The 24,405-nt window shown below is 59.0% G+C and carries 20 protein-coding genes; 6 read left to right on the forward strand and 14 right to left on the reverse strand.

Translation table 11 applies throughout. The features are described 5' to 3' along the window. Positions 1–72: 72 nt before the first annotated feature. From AC24GY_RS03645 to AC24GY_RS03655, 3 genes are all read right to left on the reverse strand, one after another. Complete coding sequence (locus AC24GY_RS03645) at positions 73–2,106, reverse strand: FAD-dependent oxidoreductase (RefSeq protein ID WP_487680375.1); 2,034 nt, start codon at positions 2,104–2,106, stop codon at positions 73–75. Between the two features lie 67 nt (positions 2,107–2,173). Next, on the reverse strand, positions 2,174–3,148 hold the full coding sequence (locus AC24GY_RS03650; RefSeq protein WP_487680377.1) for a DUF6807 domain-containing protein: 975 nt from the start codon (positions 3,146–3,148) through the stop codon (positions 2,174–2,176). A 47-nt stretch (positions 3,149–3,195) separates the two neighbouring features. Continuing rightward, entirely contained in the window at positions 3,196–3,987 is a 792-nt protein-coding gene (locus AC24GY_RS03655; protein ID WP_487680379.1) for a TatD family hydrolase, read from the reverse strand. An 88-nt stretch (positions 3,988–4,075) separates the two neighbouring features. Between AC24GY_RS03655 and AC24GY_RS03660 the strand changes: the two genes are divergently transcribed. Further along, positions 4,076–5,554, forward strand: a complete 1,479-nt coding sequence (locus AC24GY_RS03660) for a hypothetical protein (protein ID WP_487680381.1) — start codon at positions 4,076–4,078, stop codon at positions 5,552–5,554. 42 nt (positions 5,555–5,596) lie between these two features. On the opposite strand, the gene AC24GY_RS03665 is transcribed toward AC24GY_RS03660, so the two are convergent. Further along, positions 5,597–6,370: a lipocalin-like domain-containing protein gene (locus tag AC24GY_RS03665; protein ID WP_487680383.1), complete on the reverse strand. Its 774-nt coding sequence runs from the start codon at positions 6,368–6,370 to the stop codon at positions 5,597–5,599. Between the two features lie 212 nt (positions 6,371–6,582). Between AC24GY_RS03665 and AC24GY_RS03670 the strand changes: the two genes are divergently transcribed. Beyond that, complete coding sequence (locus tag AC24GY_RS03670; protein ID WP_487680385.1) at positions 6,583–7,395, forward strand: MlaE family ABC transporter permease; 813 nt, start codon at positions 6,583–6,585, stop codon at positions 7,393–7,395. A 20-nt stretch (positions 7,396–7,415) separates the two neighbouring features. On the opposite strand, the gene AC24GY_RS03675 is transcribed toward AC24GY_RS03670, so the two are convergent. Beyond that, entirely contained in the window at positions 7,416–8,294 is an 879-nt protein-coding gene (locus AC24GY_RS03675) for an alpha/beta hydrolase family protein (RefSeq protein ID WP_422320116.1), read from the reverse strand. Between the two features lie 122 nt (positions 8,295–8,416). On the opposite strand from AC24GY_RS03675, the gene AC24GY_RS03680 reads away from it, so the two are divergent. Next, positions 8,417–9,142 carry an MIP/aquaporin family protein gene (locus AC24GY_RS03680; protein WP_422320117.1) on the forward strand — a complete coding sequence of 242 codons (726 nt, stop codon included), beginning with the start codon at positions 8,417–8,419 and terminating at the stop codon, positions 9,140–9,142. On the opposite strand, the gene ppk1 is transcribed toward AC24GY_RS03680, so the two are convergent. From ppk1 to AC24GY_RS03700, 4 genes are all read right to left on the reverse strand, one after another. Continuing rightward, positions 9,143–11,296 (reverse strand): polyphosphate kinase 1, encoded by a 2,154-nt coding sequence (ppk1, locus tag AC24GY_RS03685; protein ID WP_487680387.1) that lies wholly within the window; start codon positions 11,294–11,296, stop codon positions 9,143–9,145. Further along, complete coding sequence (locus AC24GY_RS03690; RefSeq protein ID WP_487680389.1) at positions 11,271–12,827, reverse strand: hypothetical protein; 1,557 nt, start codon at positions 12,825–12,827, stop codon at positions 11,271–11,273. The genes ppk1 and AC24GY_RS03690 overlap by 26 nt, the downstream gene beginning before the upstream one ends. Before the next feature lie 33 nt (positions 12,828–12,860). Next, entirely contained in the window at positions 12,861–13,898 is a 1,038-nt protein-coding gene (locus AC24GY_RS03695; protein WP_487680391.1) for an ROK family protein, read from the reverse strand. A gap of 72 nt (positions 13,899–13,970) precedes the next feature. Further along, positions 13,971–15,221, reverse strand: coding sequence for a glucuronyl esterase domain-containing protein (locus AC24GY_RS03700; protein ID WP_487680393.1), 1,251 nt, complete (start codon positions 15,219–15,221; stop codon positions 13,971–13,973). A gap of 82 nt (positions 15,222–15,303) precedes the next feature. Here AC24GY_RS03700 and AC24GY_RS03705 point away from each other — a divergent pair, with 82 nt between their 5' ends. Then, positions 15,304–16,674, forward strand: coding sequence for a CPBP family intramembrane glutamic endopeptidase (locus AC24GY_RS03705; protein WP_487680395.1), 1,371 nt, complete (start codon positions 15,304–15,306; stop codon positions 16,672–16,674). 71 nt (positions 16,675–16,745) lie between these two features. On the opposite strand, the gene AC24GY_RS03710 is transcribed toward AC24GY_RS03705, so the two are convergent. From AC24GY_RS03710 to AC24GY_RS03720, 3 genes are all read right to left on the reverse strand, one after another. Beyond that, positions 16,746–18,290, reverse strand: coding sequence for an ammonium transporter (locus AC24GY_RS03710; protein WP_487680397.1), 1,545 nt, complete (start codon positions 18,288–18,290; stop codon positions 16,746–16,748). A 188-nt stretch (positions 18,291–18,478) separates the two neighbouring features. Further along, entirely contained in the window at positions 18,479–19,006 is a 528-nt protein-coding gene (locus tag AC24GY_RS03715) for a hypothetical protein (RefSeq protein WP_422323276.1), read from the reverse strand. Positions 19,007–19,039: 33 nt separating this feature from the next. Continuing rightward, complete coding sequence (locus tag AC24GY_RS03720) at positions 19,040–19,507, reverse strand: plastocyanin/azurin family copper-binding protein (RefSeq protein WP_487680399.1); 468 nt, start codon at positions 19,505–19,507, stop codon at positions 19,040–19,042. Between the two features lie 141 nt (positions 19,508–19,648). Between AC24GY_RS03720 and AC24GY_RS03725 the strand changes: the two genes are divergently transcribed. Continuing rightward, the gene (locus tag AC24GY_RS03725) at positions 19,649–21,007 is read left to right on the forward strand and encodes a DUF1552 domain-containing protein (protein WP_422323273.1); all 1,359 of its coding nucleotides are present in this window, start codon (positions 19,649–19,651) and stop codon (positions 21,005–21,007) included. A gap of 26 nt (positions 21,008–21,033) precedes the next feature. On the opposite strand, the gene AC24GY_RS03730 is transcribed toward AC24GY_RS03725, so the two are convergent. Beyond that, complete coding sequence (locus AC24GY_RS03730) at positions 21,034–22,470, reverse strand: hypothetical protein (RefSeq protein ID WP_487680402.1); 1,437 nt, start codon at positions 22,468–22,470, stop codon at positions 21,034–21,036. A gap of 793 nt (positions 22,471–23,263) precedes the next feature. After that, positions 23,264–23,899, reverse strand: a complete 636-nt coding sequence (locus AC24GY_RS03735; RefSeq protein WP_487680404.1) for a hypothetical protein — start codon at positions 23,897–23,899, stop codon at positions 23,264–23,266. Here AC24GY_RS03735 and AC24GY_RS03740 point away from each other — a divergent pair. Beyond that, positions 23,876–24,307 carry a hypothetical protein gene (locus tag AC24GY_RS03740; protein WP_422323267.1) on the forward strand — a complete coding sequence of 144 codons (432 nt, stop codon included), beginning with the start codon at positions 23,876–23,878 and terminating at the stop codon, positions 24,305–24,307. The genes AC24GY_RS03735 and AC24GY_RS03740 overlap by 24 nt on opposite strands. Positions 24,308–24,405 lie beyond the last annotated feature (98 nt).

Raw genomic sequence — 24,405 nt, forward strand, 5'->3', positions numbered from 1 at the left:
TGTTTTTCATTGGATAGTGGGGTTCTTGCCAATACATCGGTTCAAATTGATTCGTGGTCGTACTTTCCGTGTCTAGCGGGCCTTGATCAACTGCACAGCGTCAGCTCCGACGATGCCGTCCGTGTCCTTGGTGCTGATCGTGATGACGGCGCTCTTGTCTGCCGTGAATGGGAAGACGCCAAGGATGATGAAGAGCTTGTCGATGGGCGGTGCCTTGCGTTGATTCACGAGCACTGTCTGCGTGCCCTGGGCGTGTTCAACGGTCACCGGGACATTGCTGGCACGGTTGGGCGCAGAGGCATAGGACACGCGTACTTCGTATTTGCCTGTGGCGGGGATTTTCATCCGATAGATGACGCTTTTGGCACCTTTCTCGGTGTTGGCGTCATGGATGCTTGAGCCATCGACGGGATTGCCATAGGCGCTGCCGGTCCAGTGTCCGATCTGCTCAGCTTCCTGCTCGCTCATGACAATGCCAGGCAGCTTGGCGGAGCGGACCATGTGGGCGAGCGAGGCGAGTTCGAGCACGGCTTTTTGTTCGAGCAGTTTTTTCCGCAAGGTGGGAACGTCGATGTTTTGCACCGGGGTCTTCGCTTTGATCGCCATCACGGCGGCGAGGCCTGATGCATGGCCCAGTGCCATATAGACCGGTTCCATGCGCAGTGAGCAGTAGGCAATGTGGCTGGCGGAGAGGCAGACGGGTACGAGCAGGTTTTCACACTCGGTGCGCTTGGGCGCCAGGCTGCGATAGGGGATCTGATAAGGCAGTGCCGGGGTGTCTTGAAAGCTGCCCTCATCACGGACGGTGCCGTCTTCGGCAAGGATGCGCTGGACGATGTGGCAGTCGATCAGGAACGAGCCCATGCCGACGGAGTCGTCTTTGAAGATGTCGGTCTGCAGATCCTTCTGCACCATGACGTATTCACCGATCATGCGGCGGCCTTCACGTACATACAGTGCATAGGGCCAGTGGGCGTTGTCGGCGAATTCGTCTTTGCACAGGCCCCAGGAGTTGGTCTGGTCCAGCAGGCTCTGGGGCACACGTTCGTCATGGCCAAGGAACCACAGCATGCCCTGGATGAAGTCGGTGTGGTCCTGCCAGATGCGTGCGCGTGTGGCGGCATCCCCATCAGGGTAGTCGAAGTTTGCGCCGGGATAGTCGGTGGAGAACAGGCCTTGGGCATTGAGGTCGTATTTGCCATTGGCGACATTGCCGAGATGGAACAAGCGGCCGAAGCGAACGCCGGGGAATGCTTGAATCAGGCGCAGCAGCAGTTCGTATTTAGCGGGATCGTAACTCGCGGGCTTTGGGAAGGGAGCCAGGATGTCTGCGCGCTGCGTAACGCAGATGCGGAAGTTGTAGCTCTGGGTGCTTTTGTCCGCGCTGCCGGGGGCGAGCTTGGGATCTGGGAAGACGCCGAAGATGGGGTTGCCCTGCGCATCCAGACCGGAGATGCTCGTGGGGGTGCCGTGAATGTAGCTGGGGCCTTTGCCGCCGATGCTGGGGCAGTCGCTCTCCATCACTTCGATTGCGCGCGGACGAATCGGCATCGGGTGATAGCCCGCAAGCGGCTCGCCATACTGCGCGGTGCTCTCACGCCCGACGATGTAGCTGACCTTCGCCGCCGCCATGAGATCGCCCTCATAGGTGGCGTCGATGAACTCTTTGCCGTGGTAGAGAGTACCGTCGCTCGTGGTCAGGCTGGTGATGCGTGCGCTCTCCTTCTTGATGGACTTGAGCGACTGCGCCGTGACCACTTTAACACCGGCTTCCTGCAGCATTGTTTGAAGCGTGCTCAGGTTCACGCTCGGCTCCGCATACCACATGGGGGTGCCCGGCTTCGCGGCAGCGGCGCGGGCGAAAAACTCGCGTGGGAAACCGCCGATGGTCTCCTCCTTGCCGACGTCAGAGCGGCAGAGACCGCCGGTGACCATGCCGCCAATCCATTTTGTGGGCTCGATGACGACTACTGACGCACCTTCACGTGCGGCAATGATGCCGGCGCTCAGACCTGCGGGAGTGCCGCCGTAAACGACGAGATCAAAATCTGCTGCAGCTAGAGGCGAGGCGAGACCAAGAAGGAAGAGCAGGCGGTGAAAAAACATGAGGCGAAAAAAGAGCAGGCGGCAACGCCATGCATCTCTTTTCGCCTCGTCTTTTCAATCGGTGTGCTTACTGCTTGGCAAAGGCCTCGTAGGCTTCGGCAACCTTCCCTTCCTTCTCGTCACCTTTGTGGAAGAGGAAGAGATGGCGCAGGAGGGTGTATTCGCCCTTTTTGAGTTCATAGGCTCCGTCAGGGGCGTCTTTGTCGAGCGACTTGGTGCCGAAGGGATTGGCGGTGAAGAGGCCGTAGGTGCGGACGTGCCATGGGGTGGGGAAGCGGAAGCTGGAAGGATGATTCAGCATGGCGACGCCGAGTTTTTCTCCGCCGACGATGCCGTAGTAATCGCACCATTTGGCGCGTTTGCCCCAGGCTGCAGCATCGGTGAGGCCTTCGCTGTTGATGATGTGGCCGCTGCCTTTTTTGTTCTTTTCGATTTCAACGGCCATCTCCGTGGGAACGCGGATGCTGAGACCGGCGTCTTTTTTGTCTTCAAATTTGGCGGTGCCTTCGGTGGCGAGCAGGATCTGCTTCATCTCGATGCTGCGGGTGCCTTCTTCTGCGCGGAAGATCATGGTGCGCTCTTCTTCGAGGTATTTTTTTCCATCGGGATCAAGGTAGTCGATGATGGAGACGAGCACGGCGGAATCGGGTTTGGCCTCCAAGGTTTTGAACTCGCGGTGTTTTTCGCTGCCCAGCTTGCTGACACGTTCCGGAGTCTTGGATGTATTCCCAAAGGTGAGCCGTTCGGCCCAGGATTCGATGCCATTGATGCCCTCGCTGCCAAAGCAGATGCCGCGATGGTGCGGGTGGTCATGCTGCTCGCCTTCAATGGTTTTCATCGGGTAGTTGCGCGTCATCTGTTTGCCGGTCGGGCCGAAGACGGGGGCGAGGTAGGGCTTGTTGGCCTGATCGACGATGTATTCAGCGAAGACCTGCCCATCGACTTTGACGATGGCACCGCCCGTGGCGGTTTTTTCGACGGTGAATTGGGCGGCGCTCGCCATGGAGGCGAGCAGGAGGGATGCAGCAAGGAGCAGTTTCATGGGTGAGGCAGTGAACGTTGGTGAGATTGAAATGCTTTCGGCTGAGATCAATCCCAGCCGTGGAAGAATTGGAGTGCGGTCTGGCTCGTGTCGGTGGCGACTTTCTCGACGGCTTCGCCGCGCAGGGCGGCGATGGCGCGAGCGGTGTCTGCCACGTAGGCGGCTTCGCAGCGTTTGCCGCGATGGGGAACCGGAGCGAGGTAGGGCGCATCGGTCTCGATCATGTAGCTGCCCGCAGGCACGAGACGCGCGGTTTCGGCGATGATGCCGGCATTTTTGAAACTGACGATGCCGGTGAACGAGATGAGGTGACTGCGCTCCAGCAGTGGCTGAGCCTGCTCAAGGGTGCCGGTGTAGCAGTGGAATACACCGCGAAGGCGGTCGCTGAAGGGCAGCACGAGCGCGGTGAGATCTTCCCAGCTTTCGCGGTTGTGCAGGATCACGTTCAGTTTCAGTTCTGCCGCGAGTTCGAGCTGCGCGGTGAGCACACGGGCCTGATGCGCTTTCCACTCATCGAGGGTGAAGCCCTCCGGCGGGGCATGGAAGTAATCGAGGCCGATTTCGCCGATGGCGCAGACTTTGGGGTGACTGGCGAGTTCACGAAGCTCGTTGATCCAAGCGTCGCCACTGACCGAATCTGCATCACATGGGTGAATGCCGACAGCGACACGCACATCTGGCTGGTGTTCGGCGATGGCGAGGAGCTTGCGGGCGTTTTCGAGATCCGTGGCCGGAGCCACCATGCGGGTGACACCGGCTGCGCGTGCGCGCTCCAGCACGGCGGGCAGATCGCCGTCGAATTGTTTGCTGCCGAGGTGGGTGTGCGTGTCAAAAAACATGCCCTGCGCCTTCGCATCTGGGAACCGGGTGTCAAGCGTCACGAATTAGTCCTTTCCTCGTGCGCCCTGTTCATGATAAATCATACGCATGTCTTTTCGCCGGTTGCTTTTGGTTTTGCCATGCCTGCCAGCGCTTCTAGGTGCTGCACCGGCGGATTATTTTGGCATTCACGTGATCGATGAACAAACGGGGCTAGGCGTGCCGCTGATCACGCTGAAGACGACGAATCACATCGCATTGACGACGGACAGCGCGGGTTGGATCGCTTTTGAGGAGCCGGGGCTGATGAACCGAGCGGTGTATTTCAGCGTTGAAGGGCCTGGGTATGTGATGCCGAAGGATGGGTTTGGCTTTGTGGGCATGCGGCTGACTCCCGTGGCAGGAAAGTCCGTGGAGATTAAAGTGCTGCGCACCAACATTGCGGAGCGTTTGTGCCGGCTGACAGGGCAGGGGATCTACCGTGACAGCACTTTGCTGGGGCATGAGGCGCCTCTGCCGAGCCCCAATCTGTTTGCGGATGTCATGGGGCAGGACTCGGTGCAGGTGGTGTCTTGGAAGGGGCGCTACTTCTGGATTTTTGGCGACACGAATCGCCCCAATTATCCGCTGGGCAATTACCACTCCACGGCGGCGTGGAGCGATGCGCCGGACAGTGGGGGGCTTGATCCTGAGCACGGCATCCACTTTGAATACATCACGGATGAAAACGGAGCGGTGGCCAAGATGCTGCCGGTGGAGGAACCCGGCGCGGTGTGGCTCTTTGGCATGCACACGGTCATGGATGCAGCGAACAAGGAGCATCTCATGGCGCATTTCTCACGCTGGCGTGATCTGGGCAAACGGCTGGAGCATGGCCTGGCGGAGCTGGATGAATCCACCGGGCGTTTTCAGCGCACCACGGTGCTGGGGGATGAATTCGACTGGCAGCACCCGCAGGGCAATGCCGTGCGGACCAAAGGGGAGAATGGTGACTGGATTTACTTCTCCACGCCCTTCTGCCGGACCCGGGTGAAGGCGAGCTATGATTCCGTATTAAACACCTCCGCTTATGAGTCGCTGGCGTGGTCGGCGGAGCAGGGAGACTACGTCTGGCAGCAGGCGCAGAAACCGACGACGCAGAAAGACGAGGCAATCCTTATTGCCGCGAAGAAGATGCCCGAGGAAAAGGCGCGCATGCAGGTGGTGGATGCTCAAACAGGCAAGCCGGTGCATCTGCATGCAGGCAGCGTGCATTGGAACAAACACCGCGAACGCTGGATCATGATCGCGGTACAGGAAGGCAGCGCGGAATCTTACCTTGGGGAGGTGTGGTACGTGGAGGCGAAGCAGATTGAAGGCCCTTGGCGCAAAGCGGTGAAGATCGCCACGCATCCGAAGTACAGCTTCTACAATCCAAGCCATCATGCGTTTTTTGACCAGCAGGACGGACGCCTGATCTATTTCCAAGGAACCTATGCGGAAACATTTTCCGGCAATCCCATCGCCACGCCGCGGTATGATTACAACCAGATCTTGTATCGGCTTGATCTGGAGGATGAGCGGTTGAAGGCGGCGCGGGTGGAGTAGCGCAGGTAATTCTGCCAACCGGGCGAGGGCAGTCGCGCGCTATCAAGGGATTCGTTCTCCGTGGATTTTTACCCCGACTTCGCCGCGAGTGCATACTCCATCGAAAGTATTGTCATCTGTCAGTCTGATTTCCCAGTCCCATGTGTGAACGAGGAGATACTTGCCGCCTTTGTAGCTGAAATTGCCCGTGTCTTTCCAGTAGTTGTAGGTGTAGTCCTTGTTGAAGGTCATTTCCATTTTGAGGTCGTTGCTTTGCGTGACGTTCCATTTGCCAACGATCTTGAGCGGGCCTGCAGGAAGTGGCTTGAGACGATCCTGCCTGGCTTTGACAATCTGAGCATCCTCAAGCCGGCCTTCTTTTGTCAGCCGTATCACCAGCGGGTCCAACATCTTGGAATAAGCATCTTTCAATGGCTGCAGCTTGCGACTTTTCTCCTGAGACAGTTTTCCTGCCGCTGTGCGGTAAGCGGAACGCAGCTTTTTCAAGCCATCCTGAGTGCCAGCATCATCCGTCGAACGCACGGACTTCGTGGCGGCGATGGATTCAATTTCAGCCTTGTAGGCAAGTGCCTCATCCAGCTTCCCTGTCTTCTGGGCTGAAGCACGCGAGTTCTCAAGGGTCGCCAAATACTTTGCGTTCAAATCAGCCATCGCATTTTCATAAGGCTGAATGACCTGTGCTTTTGATTTCGAATCATAATCCGCCTGCAAGGGGGCTAATTCCGCCACCACTTTCTCCTGAACATCTTGAGCGTGAATGTCAGCGAGTGCAGGCATGGATGACAAGAAAAGGATGAGCGCACGAATTGTTTTCATAAGGGTTAGGCTGGATATTTAGGCTTTTCGGTCACTCAGTTTGCTAGCTAAAGCATGGGTTGCGAGGGTTTTAACGCCTGCAAGCATGCGTCATTTCGAAAAGCGCCCATGAACACGCGCGGGGGTTGATGGTTTGATGCAGGTCGGCGCGTGACGAAAAAGGCACAACGCCAGGGCTTCACGCCGCGCTTTGATTCGGCATGCATGGCGGCATGGAATCACTGCAACGCATGGATTGGCTGGCCTTCGTGGGCAGGAGTTTTCTTGGTGTGCTGTCGTGGCTGGGGCAGATCGCCGCATTGATGGGCGAGCTGATGATCGGATTGAAGAGCGGCAGGTGGAGGCTGAAACTGGTGGCGCACCAGGTGATGGCGATTGGTTACGGATCGCAGCTGGTCGTTGTGGTGACGGGGGCCTTCACTGGTGCGGTGTTTGCCTTTCAGTCCTATGCGAAGTTCAAGGAATTCGGCATTGAATCGACCGTGGGAGCCATTGTCTCAGTGGCGCTCTGCCGTGAACTGGGGCCGGTGCTGACGGGCTTGATGGTGTCAGGGCGTGTGGGGGCCGCGATGGCGGCGGACATCGGGACGATGAAAGTGACCGAGCAGATTGATGCCCTGCGCGTCATGGGCGTGCACCCGGTGGATTACCTCGTGATGCCGCGCTTTCTGGCGATGTGTGTTTCCATGCCGCTGCTGGTGGCGGAAAGCATCGCCTTCGGTTTGATGTCGTCTTATGTCCTCATCGTTTATGGCTTTGATGTGCCGGGCGGCTGGTTCTGGCAGCACACCGTGGATCACACCGAGGTGCTGGATGTGGGAATCGGCATGTTCAAGGGGCTGATGTTTGGCATCATCATCACGCTGATCAGCTGCCATCAGGGACTCATGGCGGAGAATGGTGCCGTCGGTGTGGGGCTCGGTACCACGCGTGCGGTGGTGTATTCTTCGCTGACGATGCTGGTTTCGAATTTCTTTCTGACCATCGCGCTGAATTATGTGTCGCCGATGGGCACGGCATCGTGAGGCGGGCTAAAAGCGGGTGATCAAGGTTTTGAGCCGGCGGCTTCCAGTGTCTTGATCCACTGAATGCCTTGTGGAATGCCCTCATTCAGCATGGAATCATAATGGTCACCGGTGGGGACTTCGACATGCTTGACGGTTTTGCCTGCCTTTTGAAGGCGTTCGACGTAAGCGTGGATGGTGACGGGCGGAATTTTGGAATCGTCCAGCGCATTGAAGACAAGCACCGGGCAGTGGATCTGCTCTGCATTCCGGAAGGGAGAATTTTCCTCCACGAACTTTCGGAATCCGGTGATGCCAGTATCTAGCTGTGAGATCACTTTGGCACCGAAACGTTGCTCCAAATCAGGAGCCGGTGCATAGGCGATGCAGCCGCGCAGCAGAGGCAGTTTTTGAGCGAGGTTCAGAGCTACAACACCAGCGGAACTATGGCCTGCCGCATAGACGTGGGAGTTGCTGAGAAAGGGGTGCTTCTCCTTGGCTAGTTGCAGAGCTGCAATGGCATCGTTGAGACCGCCCTGGCTTTGGATGAAGGTGGTGCTTGCTTTGATGACGCCAGCGTCGGTCACGGGATCCGCAGGCCACGGCCCGCTGAGACTGTAAGCCACGACGGCAAATCCAGCCTTCACATACGGCAAATGTTCAGGGACATCTCCGTCGCCTAGATCCATGCCATGAAACATGCGTGTGCCCGCAGCCGCGATGAGAATGCATGGAATGGAATCCTCCTTCATGATGGAGGGATGGTAAACCCACACCTGATTCCCATTTCCGGTGATCTGATATTCCTTCCGAACCATGCCTGTGGGGATGTTCGGGCTGGAGCTGGCAGCCGGGGATTGGGCCTGAACTGCTGCAGTGAAGAGCAAAAGAACGGAGAGTCCGGTTGGGAGGAATTTCATGCGCAGAAAGCCTAAATGGCTGTCCGAGCGGCGGCAATGCAAAAGCTGATTTGTGCTTCTCTCTTGCTCTTTTTCGCCCGGCCCGATAGCCTTCGCTGAAATTCAACCAATTAAGCACCGCCATGTCCGCCAATCTTGCAGAACTCCTCGGTACGATGATTTTGGTCCTCCTAGGCGACGGTGTCGTCGCAAATGTGGTGCTGAAGCAGACAAAGGGCAATAATGCGGGCTGGATTGTGATCACTGCGGGCTGGGGCTTTGCGGTGGCCGTGGCAGTTTATTGCGTGGCTGCCATCAGCGGCGGGCATTTGAATCCCGCGGTTACCATCGGTCTGGCGACGATCGGTAAATTCGAGTGGGCGCTGGTTCCCGGCTACATCGCCGCACAAATGGTGGGCGCGTTTCTCGGCGGCATTCTCGTCTGGCTGGCCTACCTGCCACACTGGCCGGTGACGGAATCCCAAGGCGACAAGCTGGCGGTCTTCAGCACCGGCCCGGCGATCCGCCACACGGCAGGCAATCTGATCTGCGAGGCCATCGGCACCGCCATGCTGGTGCTCGGTGTGCTGGCGATCCTGTCTCCTGCCAATCTGGTGCCCAATTCAGGCTTCGACAAAGGCCTCGCGCCTGCGCTGGTCGGCCTTTTGGTGGGTGCGATTGGCCTGTCCCTCGGTGGCCCCACAGGCTACGCCATCAATCCTGCACGTGACCTCGGCCCACGCCTTGCGCATTTCCTCCTGCCGATCCCTGGCAAGGGCAGTTCTGACTGGAGCTATGCGTGGATTCCAGTCGTCGGTCCGATCATCGGCGGGATTGTCGGGGCGCTGGTTTACAAGGCGCTGTGGTGATCACTTCGGAGTGTGAGGCACGAGCACATCCGGTGATTCATTCGACTGCCGCGCACGCTTGGCCATTTCGCGGGCAAACTGCTCCTGGGAGCGGCGCGCTTTGGCGGCGGTGACGTGGAGCAGTTGCCAGGTGCCATCCGCCTTGAGGACGCGACCACGGGCAGTGTCGGCGAAGTGGACTTCGAGGATGTGCTGCAGGCGTTTGCGCGCCTCCCGGTCTTCGACGGGGGTGAGGAGCTCGACGCGTTTGGAAAGATTGCGGTTCATGAAGTCCGCGCTGGCGATGAAGACAGCGGGCTTGCCGCCCTGACGGAACCAGAAGATGCGGGCGTGTTCCAAATAGCGGTCGATGATGCTGACGACGCTGATGTTTTCACTGATGCCCTTGATGCCCGGGCGCAGGCAGCAGATGCCGCGCACATTGAGCCGGATCTTCACGCCCGCCTGCGAGGCCTCGTAGAGCGCCGCGATCATCTGGCGGTCTTCGAGGGCGTTCATTTTGAGCATGATCTCGGCGGCTTCGCCCTGGCGGGCGCGTTCGGTTTCGCTGCGGATCATGGAGACCAGGCGCTCGCGCAGCCCATAGGGGGCCATGCTGAGCTTGCTGAAATGCACGAAGCGTGAGCGGCCGGTGACGGTGTTGAAAAACGCGGAGGCGTCAGCGCCAAAATCAGCCCGGCAGGTGAGCAGGCTGATGTCGGTGTAGAGCTTGGAGGTGGCCTCGTTGTAGTTGCCAGTGCCGAAGTGCATGTAGCGCGTCATGTGGCCGGATTCGCGGCGCATGACGAGGCAGACCTTGGCGTGCGTCTTTAAACCGGCGACGCCGTAGATGATCTGCGCACCTGCATTGATGAGGTCTGCGGCACGTTCGAGATTGCGGGCTTCATCGAAACGCGCTTTCAGCTCCACCAGCACGGTGACGTGCTTGCCGGCCTGCGCGGCGCGGATGAGCGCGGAGATGATGCGGCTGTTCTTGGCGGTGCGGTAGAGAATCTGTTTGATCGCGATGACGTTCGGATCAGCCGCGGCTTCTTCCACCAGAGCGAGGACGGGCTCGAAGCTCTCATAGGGATGATGCAGCAGGATGTCCCCGCGTTTGATCGCATCGAAGATGCTTTCGCCAGGTGTGATGGCGGTGCTGGGGAGGCTGTCCCAGGGCTCGACCTTGAGTTCTTCGAAACCTGAGATGCTGGCGATCTGAAAGTAGGCGCGCAGATCGAGCTCGCCGGGGATGTCATAAATCTGCGCGGTGCGTGCGCCGCAGAGATCGCGGATGATGCGGGTGTGCTCGCGCGAGGCACCGGACTCGATTTCGATGCGGATGGCGGGGCTCTTCAGACGCTTTTCGAGCACCTGTTCCATTTCACTGGCGAGGTCGAAAGCGCTTTCGTCATCGACGGAGATGTCCGTGTTGCGGCTGACGCGGAAGCGTGCGGGAGCGGAGACTTTCTCCGCAGGGAAAAATTCACCGATGAACAGCGCGACGACATCTTCGAGGTTCACATAGAGGTACTGGCCGCCCTCAGGATCAGGCACCAGAACATGGCGTGGCAGATTGGCAGGAAGCGGCAGCAGAACATGGCGCTTTTCCGAGTGACCATTGTCGCCGCCGGTCACGGTGCAGAGCATGATGATGTTCAGCGCCGGTATGGCTGCACGTGCGCTGGTGTCATCCACCACCACAGGGGAGAGCACCGGGAAGATGTGCTCGTCAAAGTACTCATGCAGCACCGTGCGCTGTGCGGGTGTGAGATCGGTGTTCAAGAGGCGCCGGATGCCCTTCTCCTTCATCATGGGCACGAGCTGCTGCTGCAGGATGTCATACTGCCGTGCCACAAAGGCGGCGGCCTGCTGGTGCACCTGCTCCCATTGCTGGGTGGGGGTGAGGCCGGCGTTGTCGCGTACGCGCAGGCCCTGCTCACGCAGAAACTGCAGGGCGCCGATGCGGACCATGAAGAATTCATCCAGGTTCGACGCGGTGATGGCGAGAAACTTGACGCGTTCGAGCACGGGCAGATCGATGCGCGCCACCTCATCAAGGACACGAGAATTGAAGGCGAGCCAGCTCAGCTCGCGGTTGATGAAGTGATCCTCGGTCAGGCGCAGCGGCGGCGGCGCGGTTGATAAATCAGGATTTGGCGAGGATGATGTCATAACCGTAAATTTCGCGGAAGAGATCGCATTTCATATCAATGGCGATCTGTTCGACTGTGGTGTCATCCGCCCCCTGGGTCAGCACGTTGAGCCGGGTGCCTTCGGGGCGGAGCTGGATGGATTTGATGCGCTGCGCGTGACTGCGATCCAGAGCGTCTGCAAGGCGCAGCAGCGCGGCGAGCTTGAGCACGATCATGCGCTCTTCGCGTGAGAGGTCGGAGAAGTGCGCGTGATTCGGCTCAGGATTGTAGCGGCGATGATAGCGGGCGAGCAGGGCGACCATCACGCGGTCATGCGAACTGAGACCAAAGATCTCGGTGTGCATGAGGATGTAGAGGCTGTGCTTGTGATGCTCACGCGGACTGATGAACATGCCGACCTCATGCAGCGTGGCGGCTATGCGGAGCACGAGTTCGTATTTGGCGTCCAGTCCGTGCAGATGCTGCAGCTCACGGAAGAGCTGGCGGGAGAAATTGGCGACGTGGTCGGCGTGTTTTCGATCAGTTTTATAGCGCAGGCCGATCTCGCAGGCGGCCTGCATGACTTCTTCCTGGAAAATCGCGGTGCGCGAGCCGGAGGTCATCAGATCCAGCATGAGTTCGAGTTGGAAGTCACCTTCGGGAACCCAGAGGGAATCATCGCCAAAACGACGTGCGAGCGCGAGATTGGTCTGCAGCGCGGGAATGATGCCTTCACCGCCGGTGTAATGCACGTGGAGCTCGCGCACGAGTTCATCGGGATTGAGTCGTGCCAGTTTGTCGGTGAGGCGGGCGAGATCATTCTCCAGCACGCGATGGGCGCCGTGGCGCGCTTTGCCAAGCCGTGGGGCAACGCTTTGAATCTCCGCACCGATGGCGACGTGGTGGTCGATTTTTACGTCGGAATAATCCTGCGCGAGGTGATCCACGACACCGCGGATGTGCTCTTCCAGATGCACCATTTGCTGGCGGGCCTCATCATCCGGCGTGGCGATGGCTTCGCGGGCGCGGAAGATGCCGAGGCGGTAGTTGCTGTAGGCAGCAAGGCGGCCCTGCTGGAAATAGATCGCACGCGTATTGCCGGGGCCGATGTGGGAGACAAAGGTGTTCCCTTTGGCGAGCAGGGGATTCTTCAGCAGCATGCGCTGGGCGATCTGATAGACGAGGCGAGTCATGTTGCCGTCATCAATGAGGCTCGGGGCGACCCCGCTGTGAACTTGGAGACGGTTCAGGAAAATTTCGTGATTGACGGCCTCCGCGAGGATGTTGGAGGTGAAGAGCCTCAGCTGCGAAGACGGGATGCCATACTCGCGCATCGTCTGAAGATAATCGCGGAGGATGGCGGCTGCTTGATCGACGGTGTTGCGCGAGATGCTGCGGGCGCGGAAAATATCACGCGCGACGGGCAGCGGGCGGTCCAGGCTTTCGATGCTGATGAACTGGCCTTTGTCATCCTTCCGGCCGATGACGAGCGAAACCGAAGCCGCACCCACATAAATGACGGCATGTTCTGGCGGCGGATTGAGCGTGACAGGTGGGGTCGCGTCACTCATGGAATGAATACGTGGTGAGGCATTCTGCAGTTGTTATTTTCCTGTGCTCCGCATCCATGCCACCGCACCGGCGGCCACGGCCTGACCGCCAAGCTTGGCGAGCGAGTATTTGATCCCGCGGGCAAGTTCCGGGATGGCGTAGTGCTCGACCTCTTCCTTGAGCAGATTCATGTAGAGTTCAGGCAGTTCCTCGACCAAACCGCCGCCGAGCGTGATGCGGTCGGGGGCCAGCAGGTTGACGACGGTGGCGACCCCCATGCCGAGATAGCGGATCGAGTTGCGGAACATGATCATGGCCGCGTCTTCACCGCTGCGGAAAGCATTGGCGAGCGCTTTGCTGCGGATGTTGCGGAGTGAGCCCTGAGTTTTTTTATCGAGATCGGCAAGCTGGCCGCGATAGCAGGCCAGCCCCGCCTGCGAGGCGAGCGCGAGACGGCTGGTGAGGTCTTCGAGTGTCACCGTGCCAAACACCGGGCTGCCGATGTGAGTGCCGGGCAGCAGCAGATTTCCCAGCTCCATGGCGGAAATGGCGCGGCCCATGACGAGCTGGCCGTTGTAGACGAACCCCGCCCCGACACCCGTGCCGGGAAACACGCCAAGCAGCGAACGCGCGCCTTTGCCTGCGCCGAGCACATACTCGCCATAGGTGCCGGCATCGACATCATTCAGCACTGCGACGGGGCATTTGAAATGGGTTTGCAGCAGCTTGCGCAGCGCCATGTTGGTCCAGCCCAGATTGGGCGCGAAAATGAGAATGCCTCTGTCAGGATTCACCAGGCCAGGGCAGCCGATGCCGATGCCCTGCAGGCCCTTGGGATCCACGCCAGCCTCGGCGATGGCCTCATGAATGGCTTTGACGATTTTGTTGCGGCCCTTGGCGGCACCATCGGAGCCGTTGGTGGATTTGCGCGCGGAGCCCAGCACGGTGTAGTTGGCATCGAGAACAGAAGCCATCATCTTCGTGCCGCCGAGATCAAAGCCGATCCAGAAGGGGACATTGCGAAGCTTTTTGGACGGCTTCTGAGACGGTTTCTTGGGCGCGGATTTGGTTTTCGCTTTTTTGGCGGGCATGGCGTGGGAAAGACAGCCCCAAGACACACGGGCTTTCGGATGCAGCAAGTGACAATGTGAACGTGAGCCTTCTTACTTGGACCAATGCCTTGCAGCAAAGTTCAGGTACTGCGTCCAGTCGAAATCAGTGACGTCGTGTTTGCCGGTGCGGATGTGGTAGCCGATGAAATCACCGACGGGGGTGTCGATGGCGGGCTGTGCATCCACGACGACGCCTTTTTTGCCGAAAAGGGAGTAAACCGGGCTGGCAAATTTGCCGGAAAGGAACTCGCCTTTTTGATCGGCCCAGTGGTCTTCGGCGGCGCTGGCGATGTAGATGGGACGCGGCGCGGCAAGGGCGATGAGCATGTGCATGTCCACGGGACAGGCGGCGGCGTTTCCCGCGTAGTTTTTGTAATTCGGTGTGAACCAGTGCGGGAAGGCCTTGGTGATGATGGCGGTGGTTTCGCCGAAATCGCGCCGCATGAGGGCGGCACCGCCTTCACCGGAATCATTGGAGATGACGATGCCGAAGCGGGTGTCCTGTGCGCCCGCCCAGAGGGAGGTTTTGCCGAGGCGCGAGTGACCGATGACGGCGAGGTGCTTGCCATCAATCTGCGAATCCGTCTGCAGGTAGTCGGCGATGCGGCTGAGCCCCCATGACCAGGCGCCGATGGCACCCCATTCACCGTCCTTCCAGACGGTGTTCGCCCCATCCTTGCTGACAGCGGCGCGGAGACCTTCTTTCCACCCGTCGGCGTGGTCGGGTTCGATGTCGCCGTAGTAGGCAGTGGCCACAGCGAATCCGCGCTTGAGGATCATTTCCAGCGGCCAGCGGCTGCTTTCGGTGCCTCGGGTGGCCTCAGTGGCGCGATGATCGACGATGTTCTTTTCCTTGCTCTCGCGCATCCAGCGGGTGCTGAGCGGGACGTCGGTTTCGGTGCTGACGGCATGGTTGCCGCCGAAGCTGAGGCCGACGAAGCATGGCGCAGCCTTGGTGGCATTGGGCGTGTAGAGCATCACATCCATGCCTGGCCATGCGGGGCGGCTGGGCAGCGAGATGTGGATGAATTTGCGTGTGGCCAGGCCGCCTAGCGCGTCCGTTTTCGTCGCGGTGACTTCGAATTTGGGCTCACCGATGTCGGCGGGTGTTTTGCCATAGACGTGATCTTCGAAGAGTTTGAAAATCTCGGGCCGGCGCTTTTGAGTCCAGTCATCGACGGTGGTAAGCTTCAAATCAGGCAGCGGATCAGTGCCGACTTTGGCTTCGTCGTAGTTCACCCCGGGGCGCGGGGTTTGAGCCAGGGCGGAGGCGGTGAGCAGGAGAAAGAGGAAGGTGCGCATGGTTGGAGAAGACTGAACGAGGCGGGAGGGCCGAATTGTTCGTGCCTTTGCTGATCAGGCGATGTTTGATCGGCGACCATTTATGAATGACTCTTCTGTACCACCACCACTGCCTGCATCGAAGCCTGTGATGTCCCCAAGCTATTCACGGATGGGAGCTATGCTGGCAGTGTGCGTGATCGCCGCCTGCGTGCTTTTTGTGGTGGGAAAGCAGTCGGCGAACAGGGCGGATGGTGGAACCGAAGTGCATCCGAACCGCATGCTGGAGCTGATGGCGCGTTACGTCGTGGGGGTGCAGGGGCTGATGGGTGGGGGCAATGCCCTGGGGGAATGGCAGTCAAACTTTGACGAGCAGCTGATGCAGAATGTGGTCAAGGTTTCCCGTGGAAAGGCAGACGAGCTGCGAGTTTTGATCGTGGAAGGCTGCGTGACCCATGTTTGGCCTGTGAAGGCGAAGTTTGATGCGCTGGCAGCGAAGGATGCGGATTTGCAGGCGGATGTGGCGACGCTGGAGCGCATGAAGGCGATGAACGGTGAGGTGCAGGATGAGGCCTGGACAAAATTCCGGAGGCGGCATGGCTGGATCGCTGAGCTGGCCCGTGCGCAGACAGGAAATGCTGAGGCCAAGCAGACCGTGGCTCAGCAAGGCATGAAAACGGCGGTGGCTTTGATTGGCTTCAGCCTGCTGGGAATGTGCGCGGCGGTGGGTGGTCTGGTGGTGTTGATCCTGGGCATCGTGCGCTGGCGCAGCGGGAAGATTTGTCTAACCCTGGCACCGCGCAGCCGGGTGGAGGGAGGAGTGCTGCTGGAGGGGTTTGCGATTTTTCTGGTGCTGTTTGTGTTTCCACCCTGGCTGCTGCGTGTGCTTTCAGTGCCTTTGCCGCGTTGGGCTGCCTACGGGCCTGCCGTGATTGCTCTGGTCATCGGCATGACGTGGCCGGTGCTGCGCGGCATGCAACGTTCCCATTGGCGTGAGGCGCTGGGACTGCACCGTGGGCAGGGAGTGTGGAGAGAGATGGGGGCGGGAGTGCTGGGCTGGCTGGCATCACTGCCGCTGCTGGTGGTGGGGATGATCGCGGCGTCATGGATCATGAAACTCACGGGCGAGTTTCCATCGCATCCGATTGTGGAAGTTTTTGCGGGTGATGGGTGGGCAAAATTCGGCGCGATCCTGCTGGCGGTGGTGTGGGCGCCGATTTCAGAGGAAATCACGTTTCGCGGGATGCTGTTTCCCGGATTGTCCGCATGGCTGCGCTGGCTGCTGGGTGCGTTGCTGGGCGCATTTGTGTTTGCGGTAGTTCATCCGCAGGGCTGGGCTGGAGTGCCGGCAATCATGGTGCTGGCATGCTCCTTCTCTTTTCTGCGCCTGTGGCGGCAAAGCTTGATCGCGCCGATGACGGCGCACGCGCTGAACAACGGGATCATGTGCGTGGCGATGCTGCTGCTGTGGTGAGAAGCGGGCATAAAAAAACCGGGCTGATTGCTCAGCCCGGTTTGGGTTAACAGGAACTTGTCCTGCAGTGATTAATGTTCGTAGCCTGATTCGCCGTGTTCGGCGAGGTCGAGACCCGTGCTTTCCACTTCAGGCTCAGGGCGAAGGCCGACAACGATCTTCACGATAATGGTGATGACCAGGGTGGCGGCGACGCTCCAGCCAATGGTAAGGGCGACGGCCTTGAGCTGGTTCATGAGCAGACCTTCCTTGAGGCCGGCAACGATGGAGTTGGCCTTCTCATCAGCAAACACGCCGGTGAGGATGGCTCCCATCGTGCCACCGACGCCGTGAACACCAAAGGTGTCGAGGGCATCGTCATAGCCGAGGATGTTCTTCAGGTAAGCAACTGCAAGGAACGGAACGATACCGGCAGCCACACCCATGATCATGGCGGAGTTGGCGGTGACGAAGCCTGCAGCAGGAGTGATGACCACCAGACCTGCAACGATGCCGGAGCAGAAGCCAAGGACGGAAGGCTTGCCTTTGAGGATCCATTCAGTGACAGCCCAGACGAAACCAGCAGTGGCTGCAGCGAGCGTGGTGGTCATGAAGGCATTGGAGGCAATGCCGTCAGCACCGAGAGCGGAACCAGCGTTGAAACCATACCAGCCGACCCAGAGCATTCCGGTGCCGATGGCGCAGAGCACCATGCTGTGAGGTGCCATGGGTTCCTTGCCGTAACCTTTGCGCTTGCCAAGAATGAGGCAGAGAACAAGGGCGCTCCAGCCGGAGGTCATGTGAACGACCGTGCCACCTGCGAAGTCGATAGCTTTGATGGCTGCACCCGGGTTAAGAGGACCGCACATCAGGCCCGTCGTGCTCCACACCATGTGGGCGAAGGGGAAATAGACGGCGAACATCCAGAGAGTGACGAAAACCAGCACTGCGATGAACTTCATGCGTTCGGCGATGGCGCCGATGATCAGAGCAGGAGTGATGATGGCGAAGCTGAGCTGGAACATGGCCCACATGGCGTCTGAAATCCACCAGTAGCCGGCACCCGAAGCGTAAGGGGAGACGCCTTCGAGCATCTTATACGACAGATCTCCAATGTAGGCGTTGCCCGCACCGAAGGAGAGGCTGTAACCACATGCCCACCACAGAATGGTAACCAGACCTGCGATGCCCATGCACTGGGCGATGACGGAGAGGACATTCTTCTTGCGGACGAGGCCGCCGTAGAACAGCGCGAGACCGGGGAGGGTCATGAAAATAACCAGCGCAGTGCTGGTCATCTGCCAGGCGTTGTGGCCGGGGCCAGGGCCTGCGATGTTGGACTTCCACACGGTGTCACCATCTTTACCGGCCTGACCATTGGTCACGTATTTTTCCAAGTCGAAAATACGTTGTTCAATGGTTGCAGCAGCAGGCTCGGCGGCGGCTGGAGCAGCTGCTGGGGCCGGAGCCGGGGCGGGAGCTGCCGCAGGAGGGGCAGCCGGGGCGGGAGCGGCAGCGGGTGCCGGTGCAGCAGTCTGACCTCGGGCGTCGCCGGGGTTGATTGCGAGTGTGGTGAGGGCAACTACCGCAGCAATTGCCATGCTGCGCCAGATTCGAGTGTGGTTGAGTTTCAGCATAAGTCAGTGGGTGGAATTTAGCTCCGATCCAAGCTCAAGCATGGCGCGTGCCAACTTCGCTTTTGTTTTTTTGAACCCCTTGCGTCAAAACAACCGTGCACTCCTGCATCGACTCCGGCAGATGGGCACAAAAAAGCGGGTGGAGGACCACCCGCTTTTGAAAACGAACCAGTTGTTTCAAGCTCCGCTTACTTGGCGAAAGGGCTGAGGACGATTTTTTTGAAATCATCCGCCAGCTTGGCGATGGCATCCTTGGGACCTGTGAGTTTCACAAAGATGTTCGACTCTCCGGCTGGAACAATGGCGGCGATGAGGCTGTAGTTCTCACGTGGAGTTTTGGCACCCATGGGAGGGCCGTCATTGTAGGTGCCGGTGGCTGTCACCAGGGTGATCTTCTTGCCTCCGGCGTCGAGTTCCTCACGCTTGGACTCAGGGGTGCCCTGAAACTGCCCCAGCCAGCGTTTGACGTTGGCCTCAGTATCACCACCACCGCCGGGGCCCGGGAAGCTGTAAAACACGGCTTCCACGGGCTTCTCGGCGCCCTCCACTTTGGCAGACAGCGTTCCTGCACGGAACATGCCGGTGCTTTGGATTTCAGCCCAAGGCGTGGCGAACTTGAAAGTGAGCCCGTTGACTTCGAGCTTGCCCTCCTCGCCACGAACGACGGAAGTGAGCGAGATCAAGGCGATGAACGTGGGGATGAGGAGGAATTTCATGGTGGTGCTTTGAGTGGAGTCTGAGTGGCTTGATTACTTGGTGACGTGCATCACACCGCGCATCAGCAGCCAGTGGCCGGGGAATGTGCACATGTAAGGATAGTCGCCGGCCTCAGCAGGTGCGGTGAACTCGATGGTTTCGCTCTGGTTTGGCATGACGAGCTTGGTGTTGATCACGATGTCAGGCTTGGCTGCATCCGGGATATAGCTCTTGGCCATGCCCTGGGGATCGGCCAGCATGGCGTTTGCCAGGGCGCCGACGGCGTCAAGCTTGCCGGGTTTGAGCAAAAGGAAATTGTGCGGCTGCGGGGCGATGCTGCCGGTGTTGTTGAGAGTGAGCTTCACCTTCTGCCCCGCTTGGACGCTGAGCTCGGTCTTGTCATAGCCCAGCGGATTCTTGGCGTCCGGCTTGAGTTCGATGGTGGCGACGCTGGCATCCTGGGCAAAGCCGGAGAGTGCGAAGGTTGCGATGGAAAGGATAAGGAGGCGGGTGTTCTTCATGTTTTTTAAGGGGGATTGGCGGGGAAAGCTTAATCGGGCTGTGTCTAGGCGGAATTTCAACTACTTTCGTGGCAGTTGCGTCCAGTATGCTACTGTCTGGCACGAAAGTTTCTTCCCGCCTCCGGCGTAATCACAATGTATATGAACGAGTTTCGCGAAACCTCCCTCGCCGCCCATTCGCTCAGCCGCCGCCAAGTTTTGCGGGGGCTGGGTTCGATGATTTCACTGCCGCTGCTGGAATCATTCGGCGCGCGCGCCTTTGCTGCGACCAAACCGGCAACCAAGCCCATTCGTGCCGCATGGATGTACATTCCCAATGGTGTGAATGTGGAGCAATGGATGCCCACGGGAGAAGGCGCGAATTATGTGCTTTCGCCTTCGCTGAAGCAGATCGAGCAGCATCGCAATGATTTCATGGTGGTCTCGGGGCTGATGCAGGATTTCGCGCGCAGCCATGGCAATGGCGGCGGCGACCATGCGCGTGCGACGGCCACTTTCCTCACGGGCTGCATGCCGAAGAAAACTGCGGGTGCAGACATTCATCTTGGCATCTCGGTGGATCAGATCGCGGCGCAAAAGATCGGCCATCTCACACGACTGCCCTCGTTGGAGCTGAGCACGGATGGGCAGCGCAGCTCGGGCAAGTGTGATTCCGGCTACTCCTGCGCCTACCAGTTCAATCTGGCATGGAAGAACGAGACCATGCCGATGGCTCCTGAAATGGACCCACGCTTGGTGTTTGAGCGCATGTTTGGCCTCGGTGCCACAGCAGGCAAAGGGCCGGAAGCGGCGCGTGCCAAGCGGATGCAGAAAAGCATTCTCGACACCGTCCTCGACGAAGCAAAAAGCCTGCAGGGCAAGGTGGATGCGGGAGACCGCCGCAAGCTCGACGAATACTTTTCTTCGGTGCGTGATATTGAACTGCGCATCGAGCGTGCGGAGAAGTTTTCCGCACAGATGCCCGATGTGAAAATCCCTGAGGGCATCCCGGATTCCTATGAGGAGCACATCCGCACCATGTTTGACCTGATGGTCCTCGCCTTCCAGACCGACACGACACGCCTTTCGACGTTCATGCTCGCGCATGACGGCAGCAACCGCAGCTTCCCTGAGCTGGGCGTGCCGGACGCGCATCATTCGCTGTCCCATCATCAGAGCGATCCGCAGAAACTGGCCAAGATTGCGAAGATCGACCAGTTCTATCTGCGTCAGTTCGGCTACTTCCTCGACAAGATGAAATCGGTGAAGGAAGGGGACAGCACGCTGCTGGACAATTCCATGATCGTTTTCGGCGGCGGCATTGGCGATGGCAACCGCCATAACCACGACAATCTGCCGATTCTGCTGGCAGGGCGTGCCGGTGGCACTCTGACACCGGGCAAGCGCATGGTGCTCCCGGGTGAAACTCCGATGACGAATCTCTATCTCTCCCTGCTGGACCGCCTCGGCGTGCCTGCAGAGAAGGTGGGAGACAGCACGGGCAAGCTGGAAGTCAGCTAAGTCGAGGGCCTGCGTCCTTTTGCACTTCAGCGGCCGCCGGGGATGAGCGGTCGCTTGATCGTGTCTGGCAGGCCAGGCGTGGACTTGCGAATGCCTGGAGGTGGCATGCTGTTGTTAGATGGGGTGACGGATTTGCCACGACTACCATTTTTAGAAATGCCAGGAGGCAGTTCATCCACCCCTGCGGTTTTCGGCGGTGCTGCACTGGCTTTGGGCACCATTGGCAGGGAATACCAGTGCATCTGCGGGACCGCGCTGAGTTCCACCCACTGCTGTGAGCCAAGTTTTTTCCATTCCAGCTCCACCACCGCCCACACATGAGTTTCCCACGGCATTCGGACGCGCAATTCCTGGGCAAGGGCGGAATCTTTGTCGAGGAATACGGATGCCTGGAAGGAATTGGGCGGGGCAGGGCTGACACGGAAGGCATCCTTGCGATCCACGTTGGGCACGCCGTCTTCGAAGAAATGATGGCGGATGATGCCGACATGAAAGCATGCTTTGCCGGGCATGTATGTCTGGAAGAATTTTTCCAGCATGCGGTCCTTGAATTCCACAAAGGCGACCCAGTCCACTTTGAAGCCGTCTTCTTTCTCCTCCAGCATGACTGGAACTGAAAACTCCCAGGTTTTGTTTTCCAGGCTCAGGATGCAGTGCTTGCCGGAACCGAGCTCGGGATTGGGGTCCATGCGCACAAACTGAATGCGGTCCACCAAGATGGGGCCGTCAGGTGCATGCGCGTAATAGCGCTCCATGTGGGGTTTCATCATGTCGGCTCCGAGCGTGTATTTGAGGCGCTCTTCGAGGGATTTTGCTTGGAGGAACTTTTTGAGTGCTTCCACGGCAGGCTGGGCGGCAGCCGGTACGTCATCTTCCTCGATGGTGTGAGATTGTGCCAGACTGGAGGGCGTGGAGGCAGGGGCACCGGGCGACTCCGCATTCATGGCAGGTTTGGCGGGCACTTCGAGAAGGGTGCCTGCTGCAGGCGGAGGGGCTGGTGTGGCGGCCATCGGTGTGGCGCCTGTTGCCGACGGGGGGCTGGGTACAACGGCTGTGGCGGTCTTTTCATCAGCTGCGGCGGATGTCACTTTTTCGGGCGTGGGTTCTTGAGGATCAAAGCCAACCGTGAGTGATGTCGGCTTGGCCTTGGCATCGGAAGAAGAGGAAGGAAGAGGAGCAGGCTTTTCCGCTGTCGTGTTGTTATTGGAAAGCTTGGACGATGTGCCAGGATCTGGACTGGGGATGGGCGGCGTAGGGATGCCGGGCTCGTCCTGGGAGGCTTCTTCAGCCACATCATGCCCGGTCAGGCTGGGGATCAGGCCAGGGAAGTAATCCTTCAAGAGGAATCCGACGAGCGCGAGAAATCCGAGAAGGAAGATGGCCGCGAACGCGAGCCGGATGAAATTGGTCCCGCGTGGAGCCCTCAGGCTGGCAATGCTCCTGCCTGATGGAACGGGTGCCATGTGTGGCGCGGAAGCAGGTTCATGACCAAGGGGGCCACCCAGACTGAGCGAGGGACCACCTGCAGAATGGAGATGCTGTGTGACTGGGGAGATGGGTGCGGGGGAAACATCTCTGCCGAGGAGTGACGAGCCTTGCAGGTTGCTGAGCATTCCTGGCATTCCACCAGAGCCACCCAGCGGCCCCATGTTCGGCAAGGCTGGTGAGCCTGGAATGAAGCGTGACTGATTGGGCAGTCCATTTCCCGAGAGCCCCGCAGGCACATCGAGCGAAGCCAAATTCGGCATTGCTGCTGGTGATGCCGGAGGCGAAGACCACGGCGTCTGGCCGGCAGGAACATTCAACGTAGTGCTGAGGGGTGGCTGGCCCGGAGCACGCTTTGGAGGCAGTCCTGTGTTGAGATTCAGTCCTGCGTTAAGACCAGAGGCAGGCATGCCAGTCCCTGGTATTTCTCCCATCAAGGGGGATTGCGGAGCTGGTGGCCAGGCGGGTGCGGGGGCCGCAGCTTGGGCTGCCATAGGTGCAGGGGACCAATGCGGCACTGGCACTTCTACGGGTGCAGGCGTGGGTGAAGTTATCGTTTGTCCGCAACTCGGGCACGGACCCGTGACGCCTGCCATGTGAGCAGGTACCGTCAGGATCGTGTGGCAGAAGCCACATTGAAACTGGATCGTGTCCGGGTTCATTGGATTAAATGATCATGGTCAATTTTATTAATTATCATTCAAGGATTGGTTTTGACAAATTGAAGTTGGGAAAGTGTCTGGGATATTGAAGCTTGGGAGCTGTTGAAAATCAGGCATATCGGATCATGCCGCCGCCACCGCCGGTAAAAGCGCCTCCTAGTCGAGGGGCCGTGTCAGGTTCAGCAAGCATCCAGACGCGGCGTTGCTTTCTAAGTTGTAGAAGGTGCAAAAATCGACGGCAGACGATGACGCAGAGACCGAGGAGCAGCAGACTGCCAGACATCCAAATCATTGCTTGGGTGAGGCTCTGGCTGTTAGGAGGAACTGCGGGAACTTTCAATTGGGAGCTGAATTCAGCCAGGGCCTGGTCTTTGTCCGTTTTGCCAGCAGGGTCAGGGGCCAGAGCTTTTTGCAGCCAGAACAGTCGTGTTGAAAGGTGGATGGTGTAGCGACGCAGCTGATCGTGAACATTGCTGGTTTGAAGGGATTCTTTCAGGCATGCCTGAATCGTTTCGCTGAGAAATTCCGTGGAGATCTGGTTGTGGATGGACCTGCTCACAAACAAACGGGTCCGCCAAGGTTCTCCCAGGGGGTAGACCACCAGGCAGGCATCTGATTGCAGCAGGCTGCCGGAGGCGAATTTCTCCAGGTTAACGCCTTCGGGAAGCTTTTGATCATGTCCAATCACCAAAACATACAACTTGATGCGCGCATCCTGGGCATGGAATCCAAGAAGGCGCAGCATGTCATGATTCTGGATCTCCGGAACAAGCTGGTCAGGGTCGATGAGATATTCTTTGGGCAGGCTCTGAGCGCATGCGGCAAGAAATTCACGGGGCACATCCTTGAGGGAAGCGAGCGGCGTAGGCAGTTCCACCGCGCTGGCCGGGCCTTGCGTTGGCAGTCCAAGAATGGCTTCGGGGAGAAAGAGCCGCATGTCTTCGGCCTGCAGGCGAGGGGAGAGCTCGCTGTCGCGGTTGTTGAAAAAATGATCCAGCCGGGGACCGCTGGACAAGGGGGTATGGATGAGTTCGTTGATGTCAGAGACGGACTCGCCACTTTTGGGCGGCAGAACTCCAGGGCTGTTGCCACCGGGCAGACTTTCGCGGAATTTCCTAAGCTCCTGCTCACTCCAGCGCGGCAGTGGCAATGAGTGATCTTCGGCCTTCTCAACAGGCGGGCCATCATCGGCGGACGCATTTCCAGCAAAGCACAGCAGCGTGAGCAGCAGTACTAAGGGAAGATTTTTGG

Source organism: Prosthecobacter sp. Pr1, from assembly GCF_057652315.1.